This window comes from Pseudomonas sp. 300 (assembly GCF_055803035.1).
In genome coordinates this window covers 2,057,265-2,077,754 of record NZ_JAVLRV010000002.1, presented here as the reverse complement: position 1 = coordinate 2,077,754, position 20,490 = coordinate 2,057,265, and the positions used below count along the sequence as shown (strand labels likewise).

The following is a 20,490-nucleotide window of genomic DNA, read 5'->3' as shown; positions in this document are numbered from 1 at the left end:
TCAGCAGCGATGTTGCCTGACCCACCGCTATCGTCGGAACACCGCCAGCGACAAGCCGGCGCCTACAGGGATGGGGGCAACAGCGCCGGATCGTTCAAATTACCGGGAGTAGCGCCATGCATGCGATATCGCAATCCGCCGTCTGGATCAAGGAACCCTCGGCGGATGCCGGAGTGGTCATCGTGACCAGTGCCGCGTTGCCCAAATACATGATCGACAAGCTGCACGTGGCCATCGATGACTGGGATCAGGTGGCTTACCTGGCCGTCAAGCAATCCAGGGCGTTGATGCTCGATTGGTTGCGGGTCGGGTCCGACCCTGAGCAATCGTGTGATGCCCGCCAATTGCTGCGCTCAGTCTGCAAAAGCAGTTTTTTACTGGACGTCGAAGTCGGCACCGTGCCCGGCCTGACCTGGCTGGGATCCGTCTGCGGTCACCCGTTGCGCGTCGTCGACCTGGGAACGGTCGCGTCATCCAGCATGGCGATGGATCGACAGGTGGAAGCCGTTTTATCGGCGACCCGGAGTCTGGCGAAAAGCGTGCTGCAGGAGCGTTACGTCATTTAGCGGATGTCTACGCCCGCTCAATCAAACACACCCAGTAAGAAAGGCAACGCCTATGAGCCGATCTGCCGACCGTCGTAATAACGCCAGGAAATGGATGCGCGAGCCCTCAAGTTGCACGCGCATTGTTGTGATCACTGCTGGACTGGGAAGTGAACATATAGCGTTGATTCACCACAGTTTCAGTTGCTTTGAAAACATTGCGCTGATGCAGGTTGATGTTGCGCCGATGACGGCCGGTATCTTTGACGCGCCGGTATCCACCTGTGATTACTGCCTCGTAGTGGCTGGCAAACTGGATAAGCGCTTTTTACGCGATTTGCCCAAGCGCAGAATCAGTATTTACCCGATAGCCCAGGATGCCCGGACCGAGCGTTCCGTCATCGAAGCGGTCGAGCAGGTCAAAAGCCTGGCCCGAGCGAATCCGCCACCGCGCATTGATACCGAATCAGTCCCTTGCAGGAGATGCCCATGAACCCGTCCGATCTTCATACCCGGTTACCCGGCCAGAACACGGAAGATGCCCAGGAAATCGCTGAATGGCGGGACGCCCTGCTATCGGTCATCGCCCATGGCGGTGCCGGGCAAGCCAGGCAGATCATGGACATGCTGGTGACGCTGGCCAGCACTGCCGAAATGGGCTGGCGGCCGCGCCACGGCACGCCCTACATCAACACCATCAGCGTTGAGCAGCAGCCGGTGTTTCCCGGGGATCTGGCGCTCGAAGAACGCCTGGCCTCGATCATGCGCTGGAACGCGTTGGTCATGGTGGCGAGAGCCAACCAGGCCTACGGAGAACTCGGCGGCCACATCGCCAGTTACGCGAGCGCCGCCGATTTGTTTGAAGTGGGCTTCAACCACTTCTTCAGGGCGCGCACTGAAACCAGTGGCGGTGATCTGGTGTTCTACCAGCCCCACTCGGCGCCCGGCGTCTATGCACGGGCTTTTCTGGAGGGCCGCCTCGAGGAGAAGGATCTGCAGCATTACCGGCAAGAGATCGGCGCGCGCGCCAATGGCGCCCGTGGCCTGTCGAGTTATCCTCACCCGTGGTTGATGCCGGACTTCTGGCAGTTCCCGACCGGCTCGATGGGCATCGGTCCGATCAGCTCGATCTACCAGGCGCGGTTCATGCGTTACCTGGAACACCGCGGCTTGCAAGACACCGCCGGGCGCACGGTTTGGGGGGTGTTCGGCGACGGTGAAATGGATGAGCCGGAAAGCATGTCGGCCCTGACGCTGGCGGCGCGCGAAGGGCTGGATAATCTGGTGTGGGTGGTCAACTGCAACCTTCAGCGACTGGACGGTCCGGTGCGGGGCAACGGTCGCATCATCGACGAGCTGGAGGCGCTGTTCGGTGGCGCGGGCTGGAACGTCATCAAACTGGTCTGGGGCTCCGACTGGGACGGACTGTTTGCGCGGGATCACGACGGCGCGCTGGTCAAGGCCCTGTCCACCACGGTCGATGGCCAGTTCCAGACCTTTGCCGCCAAGGACGGTCGTTTCAACCGCGAACAGTTCTTTGGCCAGAACGAAGCACTGGCTCACCTGGCCCAGGGCCTGACCGATGAACAGATCGACCGCCTCAAACGCGGTGGCCACGACGTGGTGAAGATTTTTGCCGCGTACCACAGCGCGATGCGCGAGGGCAGAAAACCCACGGTGATTTTGGCGCAGACCAAAAAAGGTTTCGGCATGGGCGATGCCGGGCAGGGAAAAATGACTGTCCATCAGCAGAAGAAACTCGACAATGACGCCTTGATCGCCTTCCGCAACCGCTTCAATTTGCCGCTGACCGATGAACAGGCGACCTCGCTGAGCTTCTTCAAACCTGCCGACGACAGCGCAGAAATGCGTTACCTGCACGAACGTCGCCGGGCATTGGGCGGCTACATGCCCTCGCGACCTGCCACGTCGACGTCGTTGGCCGTGCCAGATGTCAACAGCTACGCCGGGTTCGCCATTGCCGCCGAAGGCAAGGAAATGTCCACTACCATGGCCTTCGTGCGGATGCTCAGCGGTTTACTCCGGGACAAACAACTGGGCCCGCGCATCGTGCCGATCGTGGCGGATGAGGCGCGTACGTTCGGCATGGCCAGCCTGTTCAAGCAGATCGGTATCTATTCCAGCGTGGGCCAGCGTTATGAACCGGAGGACATCGGTTCGATCCTCAGTTATCGGGAGGCGCTCGATGGGCAGATTCTCGAAGAAGGCATCAGCGAGGCCGGGGCGATCAGTTCCTGGGTAGCGGCCGCGACCAGTTATTCGGTGCATGGCCTGCCGATGTTGCCGTTCTATATCTACTACTCGATGTTCGGCTTCCAGCGCATCGGCGACCTGATCTGGGCGGCGGCGGACCAGCGCGCGCGTGGGTTCCTGCTCGGCGCCACGGCGGGTCGCACGACGTTGGGCGGCGAGGGTTTGCAGCACCAGGACGGCAACAGCCACCTGATGGCGGCGATGGTGCCCAACTGCCGGGCCTACGATCCGGCGTTCGCCGGCGAGTTCGCGGTCATTCTGGATCACGGCATGCGCCAGATGCTGGAGCGTCAGGTCGACGAGTTTTACTACGTCACCTTGATGAACGAGAACTACCCACAGCCCAACCTGCCCGAGGGTGTCGAACAGGCCATTGTCAAAGGCATGTACTTGTTCGCCCGACATGAAATCGAGGATGCCCGCGGCAGCGTTCAGTTGTTGGGTTCCGGTGCGATCCTGCTTGAAGTGATCGCCGCGGCGGAGTTGCTGGCCAGCGACTGGAACATCGACAGCGAAGTCTGGAGCGTCACCAGCTTCACCGAACTGGCCCGCGAGGCCCGTGAAGTGGAGCGCTGGAATCGCCTGCATCCCGGACAACCGACGCGGCGCAGCCACGTTCAGGAATCGCTCAACGACGCAGCGCCGATCATCGCCTGTACCGATTACGTGCGCGCCTTGCCCCAACTGATCGCCAGTTACGTGCCGGCGCGGTACACGGCGCTTGGCACCGACGGATTTGGCCGCAGTGATACCCGTGGCAGGTTGCGCTCGTTTTTTGAAGTGGACCGCCATCAGATCGTCTTGAGCGCCCTGACGTCACTGGTTCAGGAAGGACGCCTCGATGTCGGCGTGTGCGCCGAAGCGATTGCGCGCTACGCGATTGATGTGGACGCCATCGCGCCTTGGGAAGCTTGAAGCCGGGCTTCAGGTCGAGTCGAATTTTCAGGAAATGGTCATGAAGAATGTGCATGAAGTGCGAATGCCCGACATCGGCGATGCCAAGGATGTCGGTGTCATAGAAATACCGGTCAAGGTGGGCGATGCGGTGGTCGAAGGGCAGACCCTGATCATCGTCGAGACCGACAAGGCGTCCATGGAAATTCCATCGCCGCAGACGGGCGTGTTGCAATCGTTGGTGGTCAGGCTGGATGACAAAGTCAGCGAGGGATCGCCGATTGCCTTTATCGAAAATGAAGAGCGATTGGCGACGTCTGCGCCCAGCATAGAGCCCGTTGCAACGGTCGCGGCGCCTCTGTCGGTGGCTGAGCCAGCGTTGCTCATCGAAGCGTTTAATCCACCAATGGACTTGCCGCTGGCATCGCCGTCGGTTCGCAAGTTCTCTCGTGAGCTGGGTGTTTCGCTCAAGGCCATTCAGGGCACGGGTCTACGTCGCCGCATCACCAAAGCCGACGTGTTGGCCCATGTGAAAGGCGTACTGACGGTAACTGAAACCGGTGTTCAGCCATTGGGCGGATTGCTGCCCTGGCCGGTGGTGGATTTTGCCAAATACGGGCCGGTGGAAACCCGGACACTGTCGAGAATCCGCAAAATCAGCGGGGCGAACCTGCATCGCAATTGGCTCATGATTCCCCACGTGACCAATCATGACGACGCCGATATCACGCAGCTCGAACAATTCCGCGTGCAGGTCAACAAGGAAAAGGCCGGCAGCGGGGTCAAGTTGACGTTGCTGGCGTTGTTGATGAAAGCCTGTGCCGGCGCGTTGAAAAAATTCCCGGAGTTCAATGCCAGTCTCAATGGCGACGACCTGGTGTTAAAGCGCTATTGCCACATCGGTTTCGCCGCCGATACGCCCGAAGGGTTGGTCGTCCCCGTCATCAAGGACGTCGATCAGAAAGGCGTGCTGGCGATTGCCCGGGAAATGTCGGCGCTGGCTGAAAAGGCGCGGGGGGGCAAATTGAGCGTTGCCGAGATGAGTGGCGGCTGCTTTTCGATCTCGTCGTTGGGCGGTATTGGCGGGACGTATTTCACGCCGATCATCAATGCGCCGGAAGTCGCCATTCTCGGGGTGGGCAAAAGCACGGAACGACTCGTGCTGGAGGGCGGGCAGGTTGTCGCGCGCAATATTCTGCCGTTGAGCCTGAGTTGGGACCATCGCGTGATCGATGGCGCGACGGCGGGGCGTTTCAACGCGTATCTGAGCAGTGTGCTGGCGGATTACCGCCGGTTGGTTCTGTGACCCGGTTGCCGGTTTACCGGGTTCGTTCAATCACTGAACTGACAACTTCCCCGGTCGAGGACACAATTCAGATACATAAGTGCGGTTTCATGGGACCGTCCAACACCACAAAGAGGCTTTTGCCATGTTCCGCAAACTGCAGCTTGCCGCCAGGTTTCTCAGCCAGAGCACGCGCCTGATGGTGGGCGTTCCGGATTACGACAACTACGTCGCACAGATGAAGCGCAATCATCCGGACGAACCGGTCATGAGCTATTCGGCGTTTTTTCGTGAACGTCAGGAAGCACGCTACGGCAAACGCGGTTGCACGACGCGGTGCTGCTGAACGCCGGTTGATCGACGGTCACCGAAAGGCCTCGTCCTCTCCGAGAGGGCGAGGCTTTTTGCGTTTCATGGTTAGCAAACTGTCCGCATGCAGCCACTTTAATTCGGAGCCTTCAATCAGTAATGTGTCACACCGACATTTGGATGGAGCCGAATCATGCCCCTCACTCACCGCCCTGTACGCGCTGAAGATGTTCTGGCGATCTGCAATTTCCCGCAAACCCCTGAAGAACTGTTTTTCATGTTTCCGAAGGGACAGTACCCCCTGACGGACGCCCAATTACTCGCATCGATTGCCCAGCGTTCTGACTCAACGGTGGTTGAAGAGAACGGCTGTGTGATTGGTTTTGCGAACTTTTACCGGTTTGAGCGAGAAGGCGTGTGCGCGATCGGCAATGTGATCGTGGCACCCAGGGCCCGGGGAAAGGGCGTGGCGAAATTTCTGGTGGAGACGATGGTGGGGCTGGCGATCGATCGTCACCAGGCCAGTGAAGTGCAGATTTCATGCTTCAACGAAAACACGGCGGGACTGCTGCTGTATCCGCAGCTCGGTTTTGTACCGTTCGGTATTGAGGAACGGCTCTCGCCGGATGGTCGTCGGGTCGCACTGTTGAACATGCGGTTGCTGACCCACGCCTGACCCTCGGACATCCCCTTACAAACGCAAACAATCCCGCCCCGTCCTCATCCAGCAGCGTGACTAGACTAACCAAGGTTATCGAACGACAGGGGCGACAACCGTGGCGCTACTCCTATGGACTCATTGATCACCGCCGCAGCGCGGGCACTGGCGGCGGGCGACCCGCTCGGAGCGCTGGACCGGGTGGCGTTGCGTGACGATGCGCCCGCGCTCGCGTTGCGCGGTATCGCCATGGCGCAGCTCGGCGATCTGGTTCGGGCGAAAGCGCTGATGAAAAGCGCCGCGCGCGCATTCGGCCCGAAAGAGGCGTTGGCGCGGGCGCGGTGCGTGGTGGCTGAGGCCGAAATTGCGCTGGCTTCGCGCGACCTGGGCTGGCCAGTGAAGGCGCTCGAAGCTGCACGGGTGACGCTGGAGGCGCACGGGGATCGAGTGAACGCCGCTCACGCGCGGTATCTGCAGATTCGGCGATTGTTACTGATCGGGCGCCTCGACGAGGCTGACGTTCTGCTCGCTGCGCTGGACCCTGCAACGCTGCCACCGGTTTTGCGCGCCGCCCATGAATTGGTGGCGGCGGGTATTGCGATCCGCCGCCTGCAATCGCAAACAGCCCGACATGCCCTGACGAGGGCCGAGCATGCCGCGCGCGAGGCGGGTATCCCGGCGCTCACTGCCGAGGTCGAAAACGCCTTTCTCGTCCTGAACTCCCCGACAGCGCGTCTGATCGCCCATGGCGAAGAGCGACCGTTGTTACTGGATGAAGTTGAAGCCGTGCTCGGGTCGACCGCGCTGGTGGTGGACGCCTGCCGTTATGCCGTGCGCGGCGCCGGCATGTCGGTTTCCCTGTCCAGGCGCCCGGTGCTGTTCGCCCTCGTGCGGGCGTTGGCCGAAATCTGGCCGGCGGACGTATCGAGGGAGACACTGATTCGCCGGGCGTTTCGCCTGAAGCTATCGGACGAGTCCCATCGAGCGCGCTTGCGTGTTGAAGTCGGGCGCCTGCGCGCGGCGCTGAAACCCTTGGCGGGTGTCGTCGCCACTCAACACGGGTTTGCGCTGGTGGCGCTGGTTTCATCCGACGTGGTGGTGCTGGCGCAACCGGTGGAAGAACGATACGCGGCGCTGTTTGCCTTGCTCGCCGACGGCGAATCCTGGTCAAGTTCAGCGCTGGCGTTGGCCCTCGGCACCAGTCAACGCACGGTGCAGCGCGCACTCGACGCGCTGGCGGCGGCCGGCAAAGTGCAGCCATTCGGGCGTGGCCGGGCCCGGCGCTGGATGACCCCGCCGGTGCCGGGTTTCGCGACGACCTTGTTACTCCCGGCGCCTCTGCCGAGTGACTAGGATGAACGCCACGAACCCCTGAAGAGGCAATCGAGATGAAACACTCAAGCGCAGAAATCCTCCGTGAATATGGCCCGTTCACCGGCGTCGACAGCGTGCATGGCGTGACGTGGGACGGTGAACGTGTCTGGTTTGCCAGTGGCGAACAGCTCATCGCGCTCGACCCGGCCAGCGGCAAGACCTTGCGTTCAATCGAGGTTATCGCCGACGCGGGCACGGCGTTTGACGGCCAGCACCTGTTCCAGCTCGCCGCCGACCGCATCCAGAAAATCGACCCGCACACCGGCCAGGTGCTCAGCACCATCCCGGCACCGGGTGGCGGCAATGATTCCGGGCTGACGTGGGCTGAAGGTACGTTGTGGGTCGGCCGTTATCGCGACCGGAAAATTCACCAGATCGACCCCGAGACCGGCGCGATTTTGCGCACGATCGAGTCCAACCGCTTCGTTACCGGAGTGACCTGGGTTGATGGGCAGCTTTGGCATGGAACGTGGGAAGGGGAGGAAAGCGAGTTGCGCCGCGTGGATTCCGAAACCGGGGAAGTGCTGCATAGCGTCAAGATGCCGACCGGAGTCGGCGTGTCGGGACTTGAGTCCGATGGCGGCGATCAGTTCTTTTGCGGCGGCGGTGGCAGCGGGAAGGTGAGGGCGGTGCGCCGGCCTGCGTGACGCCTCATGATATTTGCTGCGTTCCCGGCCTCAAGGCGCTCCAAACAACATCGTCCAGTAAACCCCTTCGTCACTGCGCGAGTCCGTCGCGTAGGCGGCTCCCACTTGGGTGAACATCGGGCTCATCAGGTTGGCACAGTGTCCGGGACTGGCGAGCCAGCCTGCCATTGCCTTGCTCGGTGAGCCTTGGCCCGCGGCGATGTTTTCTCCGATCTGGCGGCCACGGAATCCGGCAGCTCTCGCACGGTCGGCCGGCGTATCACCGTCGGGATCACGGTGTGCGAAGTAATTTCCGTAGGCCATCGCCTTGCTGTGGCCCTGTGCTGCGGCCCCGAGGCTGGCATTCCAGGCGAGTGGTCGGGCGGCGGCGAAGCGCTGGCGCCCGCAGAGGCGCGGTTTTGCTCGCGCGGCGTTGACCTGGGCGAGCAAGGACCGGTTGACGGCTCGGGTGTCGTCCATTTGGCTGTCCAGTACCGGCCGCGCCAGCACCACTTGCCATTCGCTGCGGCTGCGACTGACGCCGATATCGGCGTATTGGTTATCCAGCAATGCCATACAGTAGTCGCTCTGCAGCAGGTCGAAGGCCTCTTCGGCATCTTGCGCGCCGACCACGCGCAGGGTACGCACGGTCACTGCCTGATAACCGGACGCTTTCAACCGGTCCCGTAAGCCGCCACCGTAGCCGATCGGCAAAGCCAGATTGGATTTCAGCGTCAGCGGTGACAAACGTTGGGCAGGACGTCGTTCGCAGCGCTGCGGGTGGGCACGATAATCGTTGATGGCTTCCACCAGTTGCCGTTCCGCGCCTGCGTGGGCGGGGCTGGTGGTAAAAGCAAGCAGGGTAAACAGGCACAGCGAAGTCAAGCGCAAGGCGTGGGCGGTTTGGCGCATGGAAGGACAGCTCTGAAGAGATGACAACGGTTAGGGGAGGAATTGGCGCCGCTGTAAGACTGGGGAGCTGAAACAAGGTTCACGGCGCAGGAGGGCATATTTAACGGCGCCGCCGCGCGTCCGACGGACGTACCGTACGGTGCTGTTTTGCCGATAAGCAACATCCACACATCTCCCCCGCCATTTACACCCCCCATCCCTCCCGCACCGCGGTGCGAATCCCCTCCCGCAACATCGTAAACGCCGGGTTGTCATTGTTCTCGCGCCAGATCAAATGCAACTCGCTCTGCACACCTTCCCCCAGATCGATATCGCGAAACACCACGTTCTTGAACACCACGCTGCTGGCGCACCGTGGCACTAGCGCCAGACCCATGCCGGCGTTGACCAGCGCCAGGATGGTCAGCGACGAGCCGAGCCATTGCACGTATTCCGGGGCGACGCGGGCCGAGCGCAGCATGCCGGTCAGCAGTTCGTTGAACGGCGGATAGGCCGCGTGGGAGTACATCAGAAACGGTTGCGCATCGAGGTCTTTGACCGACACGGTTGCGGCGCTGGCCAATCGATGATGGCTGGGTACAGCCAGGACAAACGGCTCGCGCACCAGGCACTCGGTGGCGTAACCCGGTTCCAGCAACGGCGCGCGGACGATGCCCAGATCGATACGGCGGGCGCGCAGGGCTTCGTGCTGCTGGTAGGTGTTCATTTCCGCCAGGTCGATTTTCACGTGCGGTTGCTTGAGCCGGGCTTCGGCAATCACCTTGGGCAGGAATTCATACACCGCACTGCCGACAAAACTGATGTTGACCGTGCCGATATCGCCCTCGGCAAAACGCCGGGCGGTGGTGGCGGCTTGCTGTGCGCGTTCAAGCAGGTTTTGCGCTTCGATGAAAAATGCCCGGCCGGCAGCAGTCAGGGCGACGCTGCGGGTGGTGCGGGTAAACAGCTCGACGCCCAGGTGATGTTCCAGCAGCTGAATCTGTCGGCTGAGCGGCGGCTGGGTCATGTTCAATCGCTCGGCAGCACGCCGGAAGTTCAGTTCGGTGGCCACCGTGGTGAAGCAGCGGAGTTGGGTCAGTTCGAACATTGATCTAATCCGGGTATCAATCGAATGCCAAGTTAGATTAGACGGGATCAATGTCGGCGTCCATGATCGGCCTCGTCCCTAAAAAAACAATGAACGGGAGTCGCCCCTTGAATACCCTCCAGAGTCCGCCCGATCCGACTGTGCTCGCCCGCGCAGCGGCCAAGGTGAAGCGCCATGTGCTGCCGCTGTTCGTGGTGATGTTCATCGTCAATTACATCGATCGGGTCAACATCGGCTTCGTGCGCAGCCACCTGGAAACCGACCTTGGCATTGGCGCCGCTGCCTATGGCCTCGGTGCCGGGCTGTTCTTCATCGGTTACGCGATCTTCGAAGTCCCCTCCAACCTGCTGCTGCAACGCTACGGCGCCCGCGCCTGGCTGACGCGCATCATGTTCACCTGGGGCGCAGCGGCCATGGCCATGGCGTTCGTGCGCGGCGAAACCAGTTTCTATGTACTGCGCTTCATTCTCGGTGCGGCTGAAGCGGGGTTCTTCCCCGGCATCATTTATTACTTCACCCAATGGTTGCCGTCGACTGAACGCGGCAAGGCCATGGCGATCTTCCTCAGCGGCTCGGCCATTGCCTCGGTGATTTCCGGCCCGGTGTCCGGTGCGCTGTTGAACGTCAGCGGTTTCAGCCTGCACGGCTGGCAGTGGATGTTCCTGATCGAAGGCTTTGCCTCGATCGTGCTCTGCGGGTTTGTCTGGTTCTGGTTGCAGTCTCATCCGCGTCAGGCGAACTGGCTGAGCGCGGAAGAAAAGGACGCGCTGGTTGACGCCATCGCCCTGGAACAGCGGGCCCGCGAGGCCACGCAGACGGTCAAGCCGTCGATGTTCAAATTGCTCGCCGACAAGCAGATCGCACTGTTCTGTTTCATCTACTTTTCCATTGCCCTGACCATCTACGGCGCGACGTTCTGGCTGCCGAGCATGATCAAGAAAATGGGCAACCTCGGCGACTTTCAGGTCGGCCTGTTCAACTCGATCCCATGGCTGATTTCCATCGTCGCGATGTATGGCTTCGCCGCCATGGCCAGCAAATGGAAACACCAGCAGGCCTGGGTTGCCTTGACCCTGGTGATTGCCGCGTTCGGCATGTTCATGTCCACCACTGGCGGGCCGATTTTCGCCTTCGTCGCCATCTGTTTTGCCGCGATTGGTTTCAAGGCCGCCTCAGCGTTGTTCTGGCCCATTCCGCAAGGCTATCTGGATGCCCGAGTCGCCGCGGCAGTGATCGCTTTGATCAACTCCATTGGCAACCTCGGCGGCTTCGTCGCCCCGACAGCGTTTGGTTTCCTCGAACAAAAAACCGGCTCCATCGAAGGCGGTCTCTACGGGTTGGCGGCCACCTCGCTGGTGGCGGCGGTGGTGATCTTTTTTGCCCGCACGGCCCCGCGTGGCGATCCCGTTCGCGCGTCGACCGGCCAACCTGCCGATGTCGCCGCGCCAGAAAGATCAGTCAGTCATCAAGCCTTGAGCTCAGGTCCAAAGGGAGCAGCCTCTTGAAAATCAAACGAGTCACCGTCACCCCCATCGCGTTCCGTGATCCGCCGCTGCTCAATGCCAGCGGGATTCACGAGCCGTTCGCGCTGCGCTCGATCATCGAGATCGAGAGCGACAATGGCTACATCGGTCTCGGTGAAAGTTACGGCGATGCGCCAGCGCTGTTGATCCAGCAGCAACTTCAAGCGCAATTGATCGGTCTCGATCCGTTCAACCTCAATCAACTGCGGCGCATCGTCCAGGCCACCGTGGCGGCGCACAAACCGGCGAGCATTGCCGGCGCGGAACTGGCACCGGGCTCGCACGCCAGCAAAGCGGTGAGCAACGCGTATTCGGCGTTCGAAGTGGCGTTCCTGGATTTGCAGGCACATTCGTTGAACGTACCGTTGGTGGACTTGCTGGGCGGCGCGATCCGCGACGAGATTCCGTTCAGCGCCTACCTGTTTTTCAAGTACGCGCAGCATGTCGATTCGCCGTACAAACCGGACAATTGGGGCGAGGCGCTGAATGAAGAGCAGATCGTTGCCCAAGCGCGACGGATGATCGAGGCCTACGGTTTCAAGAGCATCAAACTCAAGGCCGGCACGCTGCCGCCGGAGCACGAAGTGTCGTGCATCAAGGCGCTGAAAAAGGCCTTCCCCGGTTACCCGTTGCGCATCGACCCGAATGGCAATTGGTCATTGGACACCTCGATTCGCATGGCTGAGTTGCTGGGCGATGACCTGCAATATTACGAAGACCCCACGCCGGGCCTCGACGGCATGGCCGAGCTGCACAAACGCACCGGGCTGCCGCTGGCGACCAACATGGTGGTCACCGATTTCGACGAGTTCCGGCGTAGCGTGGCGTTGAACAGCGTGCAGATCGTCCTCGCCGATCACCATTACTGGGGCGGGCTGCGCGACACGCAGGCGCTGGCGAAAATGTGCGACACCTTCGGTCTTGGCGTGTCGATGCATTCCAACTCGCACCTGGGCATCAGCCTGATGGCGATGGCGCATGTCGCCGCTGCGGTGCCCAATCTGGATTACGCCTGCGACACGCATTACCCGTGGCAGGAACCGGATGAAGAAGTGATCAAGGGCGGCAAGCTGCCGATCATCGATGGCTGCGTGAAAATCACGCGCGCGCCCGGGCTCGGTCTGGAACTGGATCACGATCAACTGGGCAAGCTGCATGATCAATACCTGACCTGCGGCATTCGTCAGCGCGATGACGTGAAGCAGATGCAACGTTACAAACCGGACTGGAAGGCAGTCAAACCGCGGTTTTGAGCTCGGTCAGCAAGCGTTCTATCTGCGCCAGCTCCCAGGTGCTGAGCAGGCTCACCGGGTCAGTGCCGTAACGTTGCCAACTGTCGAACAGGCCCTCGCGGCCGTCCGGGCTCTGGCAGCGTTGGCAGTGACGCAGGTGTTTTTCGTCGACATCAAGGGTTAGCTGCCAACCCTCGATGTCGACCTGCATCAGGCCGGATACGGACGGTTCGCCCGCTAAACGCAGAGGCCGAACCTCCAGGGCGGCGTCGCGCAATAGCTGGGAAATCTCGCGGGCGGTCAGCGCTGGCACAGGTGTCTCCGGTGGGCATGTCGGGATGTGTGAGGAGTCCGGGATGACATAAACCTTGTGGGAGCCGGCTTATGGGGAAATGATCCCGTGGTCGATGGCGTATTTGACCAGCGCCGCCGGTTTGTCGATGTTGAGTTTGCGGCGGATGCTCAGTCGATGGGTTTCAACCGTGCGCACGCTGATGTCGAGGTCACGGGCCATTTCCTTGTTGTTCATCCCTTGAGCCATTTTGTACAAGACCTGACTTTCACGCGGTGTCAGCTCATTGTCGGTACTTTTATCGGCGATGAGCCGCTGAGCGATTTCCGCGCTGTAGAACGTCCCGCCGCTGGCGATGGCTTCAATGGCGGCGATGATTTCCCGTGACGGCGCGTTCTTCAGCACATAGCCACTGGCACCCGAACGCACGGATTCGCTCACGTATTCATAATTGTCGTACATGCTCAGCACCAGCACTTTGAGCGAGGGGTACTGACTGCGCAGCAATCGCGTCAGCTCCAGACCGTTCATGTCCTTGAGGCTGATATCGACCAGCAACAGATCCGGCTGACAGCGACCCACCATCTCGATGGCGTCTGCGCCATTCTCGGCTTCGCCGACTACTTCCAGCGGCGCCATGACAGACAGCAGCGCCTTGATCCCGTCGCGAACCAGGGAGTGATCGTCGACCAGGGCGACGCGGATCGGGGAGGGCAGGTTTATCACGGGCATTCACTCTTTTTGTCTGATCAGCGCTTTGCGCCGGGCAATTTCATGGGCAGCAGCACGTCCAGCTCACTTCGTCCCGGCACCGATATCAGCTCGAACCGGCCGCCAAAATGCTCGACACGCTCACGGATATTACGCAGGCCGATGCCGGCGTGCCCACGTTCGACCTGGGCGACGTTGAAGCCGATACCGTCATCGATCACCGTCAACCGGATCGAATCTTCAGAGCCGTGCAGGTTGATGGAAACGTGTTTCGCCTGTGCGTGGCGTTCAATGTTGGTCAGGCCTTCCTGCACAATGCGAAACAACGAAACCGCCGCGCCATCGACCAGATGGCAGTCGAATTCATTGTCGTTGTAGGTCACGGTGAGGCCGCTGCGCTGCTCGAATTCCTCGGCAAGTTGACCGATGGCCGCCGACAACCCCAGGGTGTCGAGCAAGGATGAGCGCAGGTCGTGGGAGAGGCTGCGAACCTCGCCAATGGCGTCTCCCAGCCGCTCCGTGGCCTCTCTTAAAATGCTCAAACCCTTGTCTTGTCCATTCTCCAGCACATGGCTGGCCAGTTCGAACTGGAACTTGATCGAGACCAGGACCTGACTGATGCCGTCGTGTAGTTCACGGGAAACCCGAGAGCGTTCTTCTTCCTGCAAGCTGACGATACGCTGGGTCAGGCGCTGAAGTTTTTTGTCGGCCAGACGGTGCTCGCTGACGTTCAGTGTCATGCCGCTGGCAAACACGAACAGCACCGCCACGAGGGCCACGGCGGCAATCGCCAGCATGGTCTTGCGGATGCCCATCGCCACTTCGTCACGCGCCTGTTGGGTCGCGCGTTCGACGTCCTCAAGGTAAATGCCGGTGCCAAGCATCCAGCCCCAGCGATCCAGCATCACGACATAGGCCAGCTTGTCGGTGACCTGGCCGGAAGACGGCTTGTTCCAGGCGTAGCGTTGAAAGCCTTCGCCAGATTGTGCACTTTCGAGCAAGGCCTGAATCACCGGCAGGCCGTGCGGATCCTTCATGTCCCACAGGTATTGGCCGACCAGTTCCGACTGCCGCGCGTGCATCAGGCTGCGACCTTCGCGGTCGTAGACGAAGAAGTAGCCATTGATGCCAAAGCTGAGTTTGCGCAGTTCTTCCAGCACTTTTTGCTGGGCGTGTTCGTCGCCGTGGCCGTCGTCGTACAGCGGCGCGATCAGGCTTTGCGCCATTTCCACGTAGTTTTTCAGTTCGGCGCGCTTGCTCGCCAGGATGCTGTCTTCGATCAGTTGCGCCTGTTGATCACCCACCTGGCGGTTCAGGGAAATCACCAGCCCACAGATGACAGCGATCGCCAACACCAGCGGCAGAATCCCGAGCGCGACGATTTTGTGTTTGAGCTGCATCAGGGCTCCTGTCCGGACCGGGGGAAGGCGAAGGCGGGCATCATATGCCAAAGATACGTGCGTCCAGTAGCGCTGCTGGACGGAATGACCTGTGGTTGGGATGTCAGTCAGTTGAAATACAAACCCTTGTGGGAGCCAGCTTGCTGGCGATGGCGGTGGCACAGTCAACATCAATGGTGAGTGTCAGTCCGTCATCGCCAGAAGGCTGGCTCCCACAGGGGGGTTGCATTTCAGCTGCGAGATCGGCGGTTTCTACGTAGAACTACGTAGAGATCGCGTACGTAGTAACGCGGATTTATTTGTGGACGGCATGCGCGGATATTGGGCCAGCTCCGCACAGCGGACACAATTATAAAAATTACCGCCGCAGTCACAGGCTGTCGGCAGGAGACATGCTATGCCCCGTCTGGCTAAACACCTCGCCTGGTTTGCCGTGGCTGTTCTGGGAGCGTTTGCGCTGAGTGTCGTGGCCCTGCGCCGCGGCGAAGCGATCAACGCCCTCTGGATCGTAGTCGCAGCCGTCGCTATCTACCTTGTTGCATACCGCTACTACAGCCTGTTCATCGCCAACAAGGTGATGCAACTTGACCCCAATCGAGCCACGCCCGCCGTACTTAACAACGACGGTCTGGACTACGTACCCACCAACAAGCACGTACTCTTCGGTCACCACTTCGCGGCGATTGCCGGCGCAGGTCCGCTGGTCGGTCCGGTGTTGGCGGCGCAGATGGGCTACTTGCCCGGCACGCTGTGGCTGATTGCCGGCGTGGTGCTGGCCGGTGCGGTTCAGGACTTCATGGTCCTGTTCATGTCAACTCGCCGCAACGGTCGCTCCCTGGGCGACATGGTCCGTGAAGAAATGGGCCGCATCCCCGGCACCATCGCGCTGTTCGGCTGCTTCCTGATCATGATCATCATCCTCGCGGTGCTGGCGCTGATCGTGGTCAAAGCCCTGGCCGAGAGCCCGTGGGGCATTTTCACGGTGATGGCGACCATCCCGATCGCGATGTTCATGGGCATCTACATGCGCTACATCCGCCCGGGCCGCATCGGTGAGATCTCCATCGTCGGCGTGTTGCTGCTGCTCGGTTCGATCTGGCTCGGCGGGCTGATTGCCGCGGACCCGGTCTGGGCCAAGGCCTTCACCTTCACCGGCATTCAAATCACCTGGATGCTGATCGGCTACGGTTTCGTGGCTGCGGTATTGCCGGTGTGGCTGATTCTGGCGCCGCGAGACTACCTCTCCACGTTCCTGAAAATCGGCACCATCGTGGCATTGGCGATTGGCATCCTGATCACCATGCCCGACTTGAAAATGCCGGCATTGACCCAGTTCATCGACGGCACCGGGCCGGTGTGGAAGGGGGGGCTGTTCCCGTTCCTGTTCATCACCATTGCTTGTGGCGCGGTCTCGGGTTTCCACGCGCTGATCGCGTCCGGCACTACGCCGAAGTTGCTGGCCAGTGAAGGTCATGCCCGTTACATCGGTTACGGCGGCATGCTGATGGAATCGTTCGTGGCCATCATGGCGATGGTTGCCGCTTCGGTGATCGAGCCGGGTGTGTATTTCGCCATGAACAGTCCGGCGGCGATTGTCGGCGCGGATGCTGTTTCGGTGGCACAAACCGTCAGCAGCTGGGGCTTTGCAATTACCCCTGAAGCCCTGCAAGCGGTGGCCAAGGACATCGGTGAAACCACCATTCTGGCCCGTGCCGGCGGTGCGCCAACCCTGGCGGTCGGTATCGCGCAGATCCTGCACCACGTCCTGCCGGGTGAAAACACCATGGCGTTCTGGTACCACTTTGCGATCCTGTTCGAAGCGCTGTTCATCCTGACGGCGGTTGACGCCGGTACCCGTGCCGGTCGGTTCATGCTTCAGGATTTGCTCGGCTCTTTCGTGCCGGCGCTGAAACGCACTGACTCCTGGACCGCCAACCTGATCGCCACTGCCGGTTGTGTGGCGATGTGGGGTTACTTGCTCTATCAAGGCGTGATCGATCCGCTGGGTGGCATCAACACCTTGTGGCCGCTGTTCGGTATTTCCAACCAGATGCTGGCCGGTATTGCGCTGATGCTGGCGACGGTTGTGCTGATCAAAATGAAACGCCAGCGCTACGTTTGGGTCACGATGCTGCCAGCAGTCTGGCTGCTGATCTGCACCACCACCGCCGGTTTCATCAAGTTGTTCGACGCCAACCCGGCGATCGGTTTCCTCGCGCTGGCCAAGAAGTACAGCGATGCCTTGGCCAATGGTCAGGTACTCGCACCGGCCAAGAGCATCGATCAGATGCAGCACGTGATCTACAACGCCTACACCAATGCGACGTTGACCGCGCTGTTCCTGTTGGTGGTGTTCAGCATCCTGTTCTTTGCCCTCAAGGTTGGCATCGCCGCCTGGGGAACCAAAGAGCGCACGGATAAAGAAGCGCCATTTCAGGCGCTGCCGGATGCTTGATCGAGGAGTGCAGCATGTTCAATGACCTGAGTCGCCTCGGTAAATACCTCGGGCAGGCTGCACGCCTGATGGTCGGCATGCCCGACTACGACAACTACGTCGAGCATATGCAGAGCAAACACCCGGACAAACCGGTGATGAGTTACGAGGTGTTCTTTCGGGAACGCCAGGAAGCGCGTTACGGAAGCAAGGCCGGGCCGAAGTGCTGTTGACCCGGTTGTCGGGTTAACAGCAATCTCTGTGGGCGCTAGCAGGCTAGCGCCCACATTTGTTTTGTACGGCACCCTTCAGGGTTTACGTTCAACAAGCGTTCGCCCGGGCTCATTGCGACAAACCAATTGATCCCGGTAATCGTCACAAATCGTTTTCAATACATCACTCGCGCAAGCCCCGCTGATCCGCCGATCAATCGCAAAAACCGCCACGTCCCCCTTCAGTTGAATACCCACCCCCGACACCGTTTCCAGTCGCTGCTTGATCTCCCCAAGGGTCCACGGCTTTGAACTGAATACAAGGCTGTCGGCCGGGTATTGGCGATCCAGGTACCAATAGATACCGCCCACCAGCGCAAAGCTAGTCGCCAGGCAAAGGAGGGGAGGCGGCAACTTTAAATGGATGTTGTCGTAGAGGATTTCCGCCAGTGTCTGCCAGAGCTTCAATCGAAAGGACAAGCCAAGGCCCAAGACCAGCAGAATCGCCGCGAAGCCCATGGCCGCAAACAAAGCCACCCGCTCAAGGTCCGACAGTTCTTCCAGGCAGGTGAAGTTCATGGGGCTTCACCTCTGTGCTGGCGAGAAGTAAAGAATGCGCAGTTGAATATCCTTTCTGTAATTGATCTGGACATAACCGCGACCCAGTTCAACGTCGCTCTCGGCGTCCCGCTTGAGCGTGTGCGGTTCTTTTTTGCCAAGGAAAATCGCTTCCAGTTCGCCGCTGTATTGGTGTGCCACCTCCTGAATCAAGGCATCCAGTTGCTTGATCGGTGCTTCGGCTATTTGCACGGCTGTGCGGAACAGGCTGGCGCGGGCCATGGCAGGCAAACTGCGCTCTATGAATGCGCGGTCGCTGAGTTGCGTGATGTTGCCCGTTTTTACGAACTCGAGATAACGACTGAAAATGTCCGGGGCGATGTCTAGCTGGGCCTGCAGCGTGTTGGTGCCCAGCATCGGGTTAACAAGCACATCGGGATTGGCACCGATACCGGCGAAAGAGATCTCGCAGACACTGGCCTTCGCGTACATGAACACACCACAGGCACCACTCGTGCCGTAGGCCTGATAGTCGTGGCTACTGAACTCGCATTCGCAGGTTTTACCTTGCGCTTGAGCGTTGCCGGCAGCAAGCACAAGCAGCAGAAGTCCGCCCGGGACGGTGGGTAACCTCAGAGACAAAGGCATGATGACTACCTTTATAGAGGAGGATGCGCTGTATGGAGCGTAGCGTCAGGTTCCACGCTCTGCCCGCTTTATGGCAGTTCCTCCCAGGTAACGTGGGTCAAACCGGACTGTTCAGCATGCGCGCGCACCCGCAGGTGATTTCGCTGATCATGGTGTTCGCCATACAACAGGCCGACGCCAGAGTGCAGGCACGCGTAGTACCAGGCATCTTCATCACTCATGTGCAAGTCCGGCTGGACAAACACCTGCCGTCTTTTTTTGAAGCAATAGTTGATTTGGAAATGCCGAGCGCGGGTCATCTGATTCTCCAGGTCATGCCGCTACGACATTGATGGCGTAGTGCCAGTTCCCTTTTTTCGGATGTCTCTCTTAGATAGCCGGTGTTTAGCGCCTTCCTGAGGGACAACGGCGTCTGAATGCCCAACCTGGCGGAACATTGAACTGTGCAAATTGCCGAGCGTCCAAGCCATGAAGCCGGTTTGAGTGTTTCAGTGTTTCTGGAGGCGGGTGATGTCGAGGCGGGCGTTGATTGTGTTTTTTGCTTTTTATCTGTCCGCTTTCCTGGTGTTCGGGCTGGGCGTGGCCCAAGCGTCTCCCTGGATTGCCTCTCACATTCTTCTGAAGTGGATGCTATAACCCGGCATTCGCTTCGAAGCCTACGGATAGACACATGATTGAAGAGGGACTTTCGCTACTGATCGATTACGGCATTTATCTGCTTCCCGGTTTTAGCCTCCGTGCCCTCTGGTTCTGGCTGACCCCGAAAACACAGCCCGGATTGCAGATTGTGATCCTGCTGCTGACCTTCGTCCTGATGCGCGATGTGATGACCCCCCCCCTGCGCTTATGGTCCCTGAGTGGCGATGTGCAGATCGGTTTTGTTTCGAGCCCGTTTGTCCTGGCTGTGCTGGGCGCGCTGTCGCTGGGGATCATCTGCCGGTAGCCAGACGTATCCAGTCACGCGCCATGGACTTGCGGTGCACTGGTTAAGGGGCGCTCTGAGCGTCGGCAAACGTTTTGGTTCTCACGCGCAGGCGAGATTCAAAAATCCAGGCATCTCCTTGCCGGGAGTGACGTAGCCTCTACCGATCGAAATTGGAGAAAAAGAGGTGTTGACAGCAGCGAGTAACGCTGTAGAATTCGCCTCCCGCTAACGAGAGGTGACTCCCGTTGTCGTGGGTTCGATCCCCATCGTCCACCCCATATTTCGAAAGGCGCCAGATTAACAGTCTGGCGCCTTTGCTTTAAAGGCTACACGCGGATGTGGTGGAATTGGTAGACACACTGGATTTAGGTTCCAGCGCCGCGAGGCGTAAGAGTTCGAGTCTCTTCATCCGCACCAAATAAAGCTTCATTCAGGCCTCTGGCTTGGCTGGGGCTCGACGAGGAAGTTGTTTGGCTTCTTTGTTACGCAATATGGTGGGCGTAGCTCAGTTGGTAGAGCACGGGATTGTGACTCCCGTTGTCGTGGGTTCGATCCCCATCGTCCACCCCATATTTCGAAAGGCGCCAGATT

The 20,490-nt window shown here is 60.0% G+C and carries 20 protein-coding genes, 2 tRNA genes and 1 pseudogene; 15 read left to right on the top strand and 8 right to left on the bottom strand.

The window, feature by feature from the left end; translation table 11 throughout:
- The first annotated feature begins 116 nt into the window (after positions 1-116).
- From Q7W83_RS15940 to Q7W83_RS15905, 8 genes are all read left to right on the top strand, one after another.
- Entirely contained in the window at positions 117-566 is a 450-nt protein-coding gene (locus Q7W83_RS15940; RefSeq protein ID WP_150637160.1) for a transketolase, read from the top strand.
- Between the two features lie 52 nt (positions 567-618).
- Positions 619-1,038 carry a hypothetical protein gene (locus Q7W83_RS15935; RefSeq protein WP_473656330.1) on the top strand — a complete coding sequence of 140 codons (420 nt, stop codon included), beginning with the start codon at positions 619-621 and terminating at the stop codon, positions 1,036-1,038.
- Positions 1,035-3,734 (top strand): alpha-ketoglutarate dehydrogenase, encoded by a 2,700-nt coding sequence (gene mdeB / locus Q7W83_RS15930; protein ID WP_473656329.1) that lies wholly within the window; start codon positions 1,035-1,037, stop codon positions 3,732-3,734. The genes Q7W83_RS15935 and mdeB overlap by 4 nt, the downstream gene beginning before the upstream one ends.
- A gap of 40 nt (positions 3,735-3,774) precedes the next feature.
- Positions 3,775-5,019 carry a dihydrolipoyllysine-residue acetyltransferase gene (locus Q7W83_RS15925; RefSeq protein WP_473656328.1) on the top strand — a complete coding sequence of 415 codons (1,245 nt, stop codon included), beginning with the start codon at positions 3,775-3,777 and terminating at the stop codon, positions 5,017-5,019.
- 124 nt (positions 5,020-5,143) lie between these two features.
- The gene (locus Q7W83_RS15920; RefSeq protein ID WP_150634167.1) at positions 5,144-5,344 is read left to right on the top strand and encodes a YbdD/YjiX family protein; all 201 of its coding nucleotides are present in this window, start codon (positions 5,144-5,146) and stop codon (positions 5,342-5,344) included.
- 156 nt (positions 5,345-5,500) lie between these two features.
- Positions 5,501-5,983, top strand: coding sequence for a GNAT family N-acetyltransferase (locus Q7W83_RS15915; protein ID WP_150634166.1), 483 nt, complete (start codon positions 5,501-5,503; stop codon positions 5,981-5,983).
- Positions 5,984-6,097: 114 nt separating this feature from the next.
- Entirely contained in the window at positions 6,098-7,318 is a 1,221-nt protein-coding gene (locus tag Q7W83_RS15910; protein ID WP_473656327.1) for a helix-turn-helix domain-containing protein, read from the top strand.
- A gap of 35 nt (positions 7,319-7,353) precedes the next feature.
- Entirely contained in the window at positions 7,354-7,986 is a 633-nt protein-coding gene (locus tag Q7W83_RS15905; RefSeq protein WP_473656326.1) for a Vgb family protein, read from the top strand.
- Between the two features lie 30 nt (positions 7,987-8,016).
- Here Q7W83_RS15905 and Q7W83_RS15900 read toward each other — a convergent pair whose 3' ends face one another.
- A complete protein-coding gene (locus Q7W83_RS15900) occupies positions 8,017-8,877 on the bottom strand; it encodes a CAP domain-containing protein (RefSeq protein WP_150637147.1) in 861 nt (286 codons plus the stop codon).
- Positions 8,878-9,061: 184 nt separating this feature from the next.
- A complete protein-coding gene (locus Q7W83_RS15895; RefSeq protein ID WP_473656325.1) occupies positions 9,062-9,964 on the bottom strand; it encodes a LysR family transcriptional regulator in 903 nt (300 codons plus the stop codon).
- Between the two features lie 107 nt (positions 9,965-10,071).
- Between Q7W83_RS15895 and Q7W83_RS15890 the strand changes: the two genes are divergently transcribed.
- Together Q7W83_RS15890 and Q7W83_RS15885 are read left to right on the top strand one after the other, a co-directional pair.
- Positions 10,072-11,469, top strand: coding sequence for an MFS transporter (locus Q7W83_RS15890; protein WP_150637143.1), 1,398 nt, complete (start codon positions 10,072-10,074; stop codon positions 11,467-11,469).
- Complete coding sequence (locus Q7W83_RS15885; RefSeq protein ID WP_150634762.1) at positions 11,466-12,740, top strand: glucarate dehydratase family protein; 1,275 nt, start codon at positions 11,466-11,468, stop codon at positions 12,738-12,740. Before Q7W83_RS15890 ends, Q7W83_RS15885 begins: the two co-directional genes overlap by 4 nt.
- Here the strand turns inward: Q7W83_RS15885 and Q7W83_RS15880 are convergent.
- From Q7W83_RS15880 to Q7W83_RS15870, 3 genes are all read right to left on the bottom strand, one after another.
- On the bottom strand, positions 12,724-13,032 hold the full coding sequence (locus tag Q7W83_RS15880; protein WP_150634761.1) for a DUF7693 family protein: 309 nt from the start codon (positions 13,030-13,032) through the stop codon (positions 12,724-12,726). The genes Q7W83_RS15885 and Q7W83_RS15880 overlap by 17 nt on opposite strands.
- Positions 13,033-13,101: 69 nt before the next feature.
- Positions 13,102-13,734, bottom strand: a complete 633-nt coding sequence (locus Q7W83_RS15875) for a response regulator (RefSeq protein ID WP_017339266.1) — start codon at positions 13,732-13,734, stop codon at positions 13,102-13,104.
- 26 nt (positions 13,735-13,760) lie between these two features.
- Positions 13,761-15,122, bottom strand: coding sequence for a cache domain-containing protein (locus tag Q7W83_RS15870; RefSeq protein ID WP_150634760.1), 1,362 nt, complete (start codon positions 15,120-15,122; stop codon positions 13,761-13,763).
- Between the two features lie 397 nt (positions 15,123-15,519).
- Between Q7W83_RS15870 and Q7W83_RS15865 the strand changes: the two genes are divergently transcribed.
- Both Q7W83_RS15865 and Q7W83_RS15860 read left to right on the top strand, forming a co-directional pair.
- Positions 15,520-17,577 carry a carbon starvation CstA family protein gene (locus Q7W83_RS15865; protein WP_150637139.1) on the top strand — a complete coding sequence of 686 codons (2,058 nt, stop codon included), beginning with the start codon at positions 15,520-15,522 and terminating at the stop codon, positions 17,575-17,577.
- Positions 17,578-17,591: 14 nt separating this feature from the next.
- A complete protein-coding gene (locus tag Q7W83_RS15860; protein ID WP_017339263.1) occupies positions 17,592-17,789 on the top strand; it encodes a YbdD/YjiX family protein in 198 nt (65 codons plus the stop codon).
- A 75-nt stretch (positions 17,790-17,864) separates the two neighbouring features.
- Here Q7W83_RS15860 and Q7W83_RS15855 read toward each other — a convergent pair whose 3' ends face one another.
- The 3 genes from Q7W83_RS15855 to Q7W83_RS15845 form a co-directional block, all read right to left on the bottom strand.
- Positions 17,865-18,347, bottom strand: a complete 483-nt coding sequence (locus tag Q7W83_RS15855; protein WP_473656324.1) for a hypothetical protein — start codon at positions 18,345-18,347, stop codon at positions 17,865-17,867.
- Positions 18,348-18,353: 6 nt separating this feature from the next.
- Complete coding sequence (locus tag Q7W83_RS15850) at positions 18,354-18,974, bottom strand: hypothetical protein (RefSeq protein WP_150634799.1); 621 nt, start codon at positions 18,972-18,974, stop codon at positions 18,354-18,356.
- Between the two features lie 68 nt (positions 18,975-19,042).
- A complete protein-coding gene (locus Q7W83_RS15845) occupies positions 19,043-19,273 on the bottom strand; it encodes a DUF6555 family protein (RefSeq protein ID WP_150637137.1) in 231 nt (76 codons plus the stop codon).
- Positions 19,274-19,644: 371 nt separating this feature from the next.
- Here Q7W83_RS15845 and Q7W83_RS15840 point away from each other — a divergent pair.
- From Q7W83_RS15840 to Q7W83_RS15830, 3 genes and pseudogenes are all read left to right on the top strand, one after another.
- Positions 19,645-19,908: pseudogene (locus Q7W83_RS15840) on the top strand (CPBP family intramembrane glutamate endopeptidase); the annotation flags it as partial.
- A gap of 323 nt (positions 19,909-20,231) precedes the next feature.
- Positions 20,232-20,316: transfer RNA gene (locus Q7W83_RS15835), tRNA-Leu, on the top strand.
- A gap of 77 nt (positions 20,317-20,393) precedes the next feature.
- Positions 20,394-20,469 (top strand) — tRNA-His (locus tag Q7W83_RS15830).
- Positions 20,470-20,490: the final 21 nt, after the last annotated feature.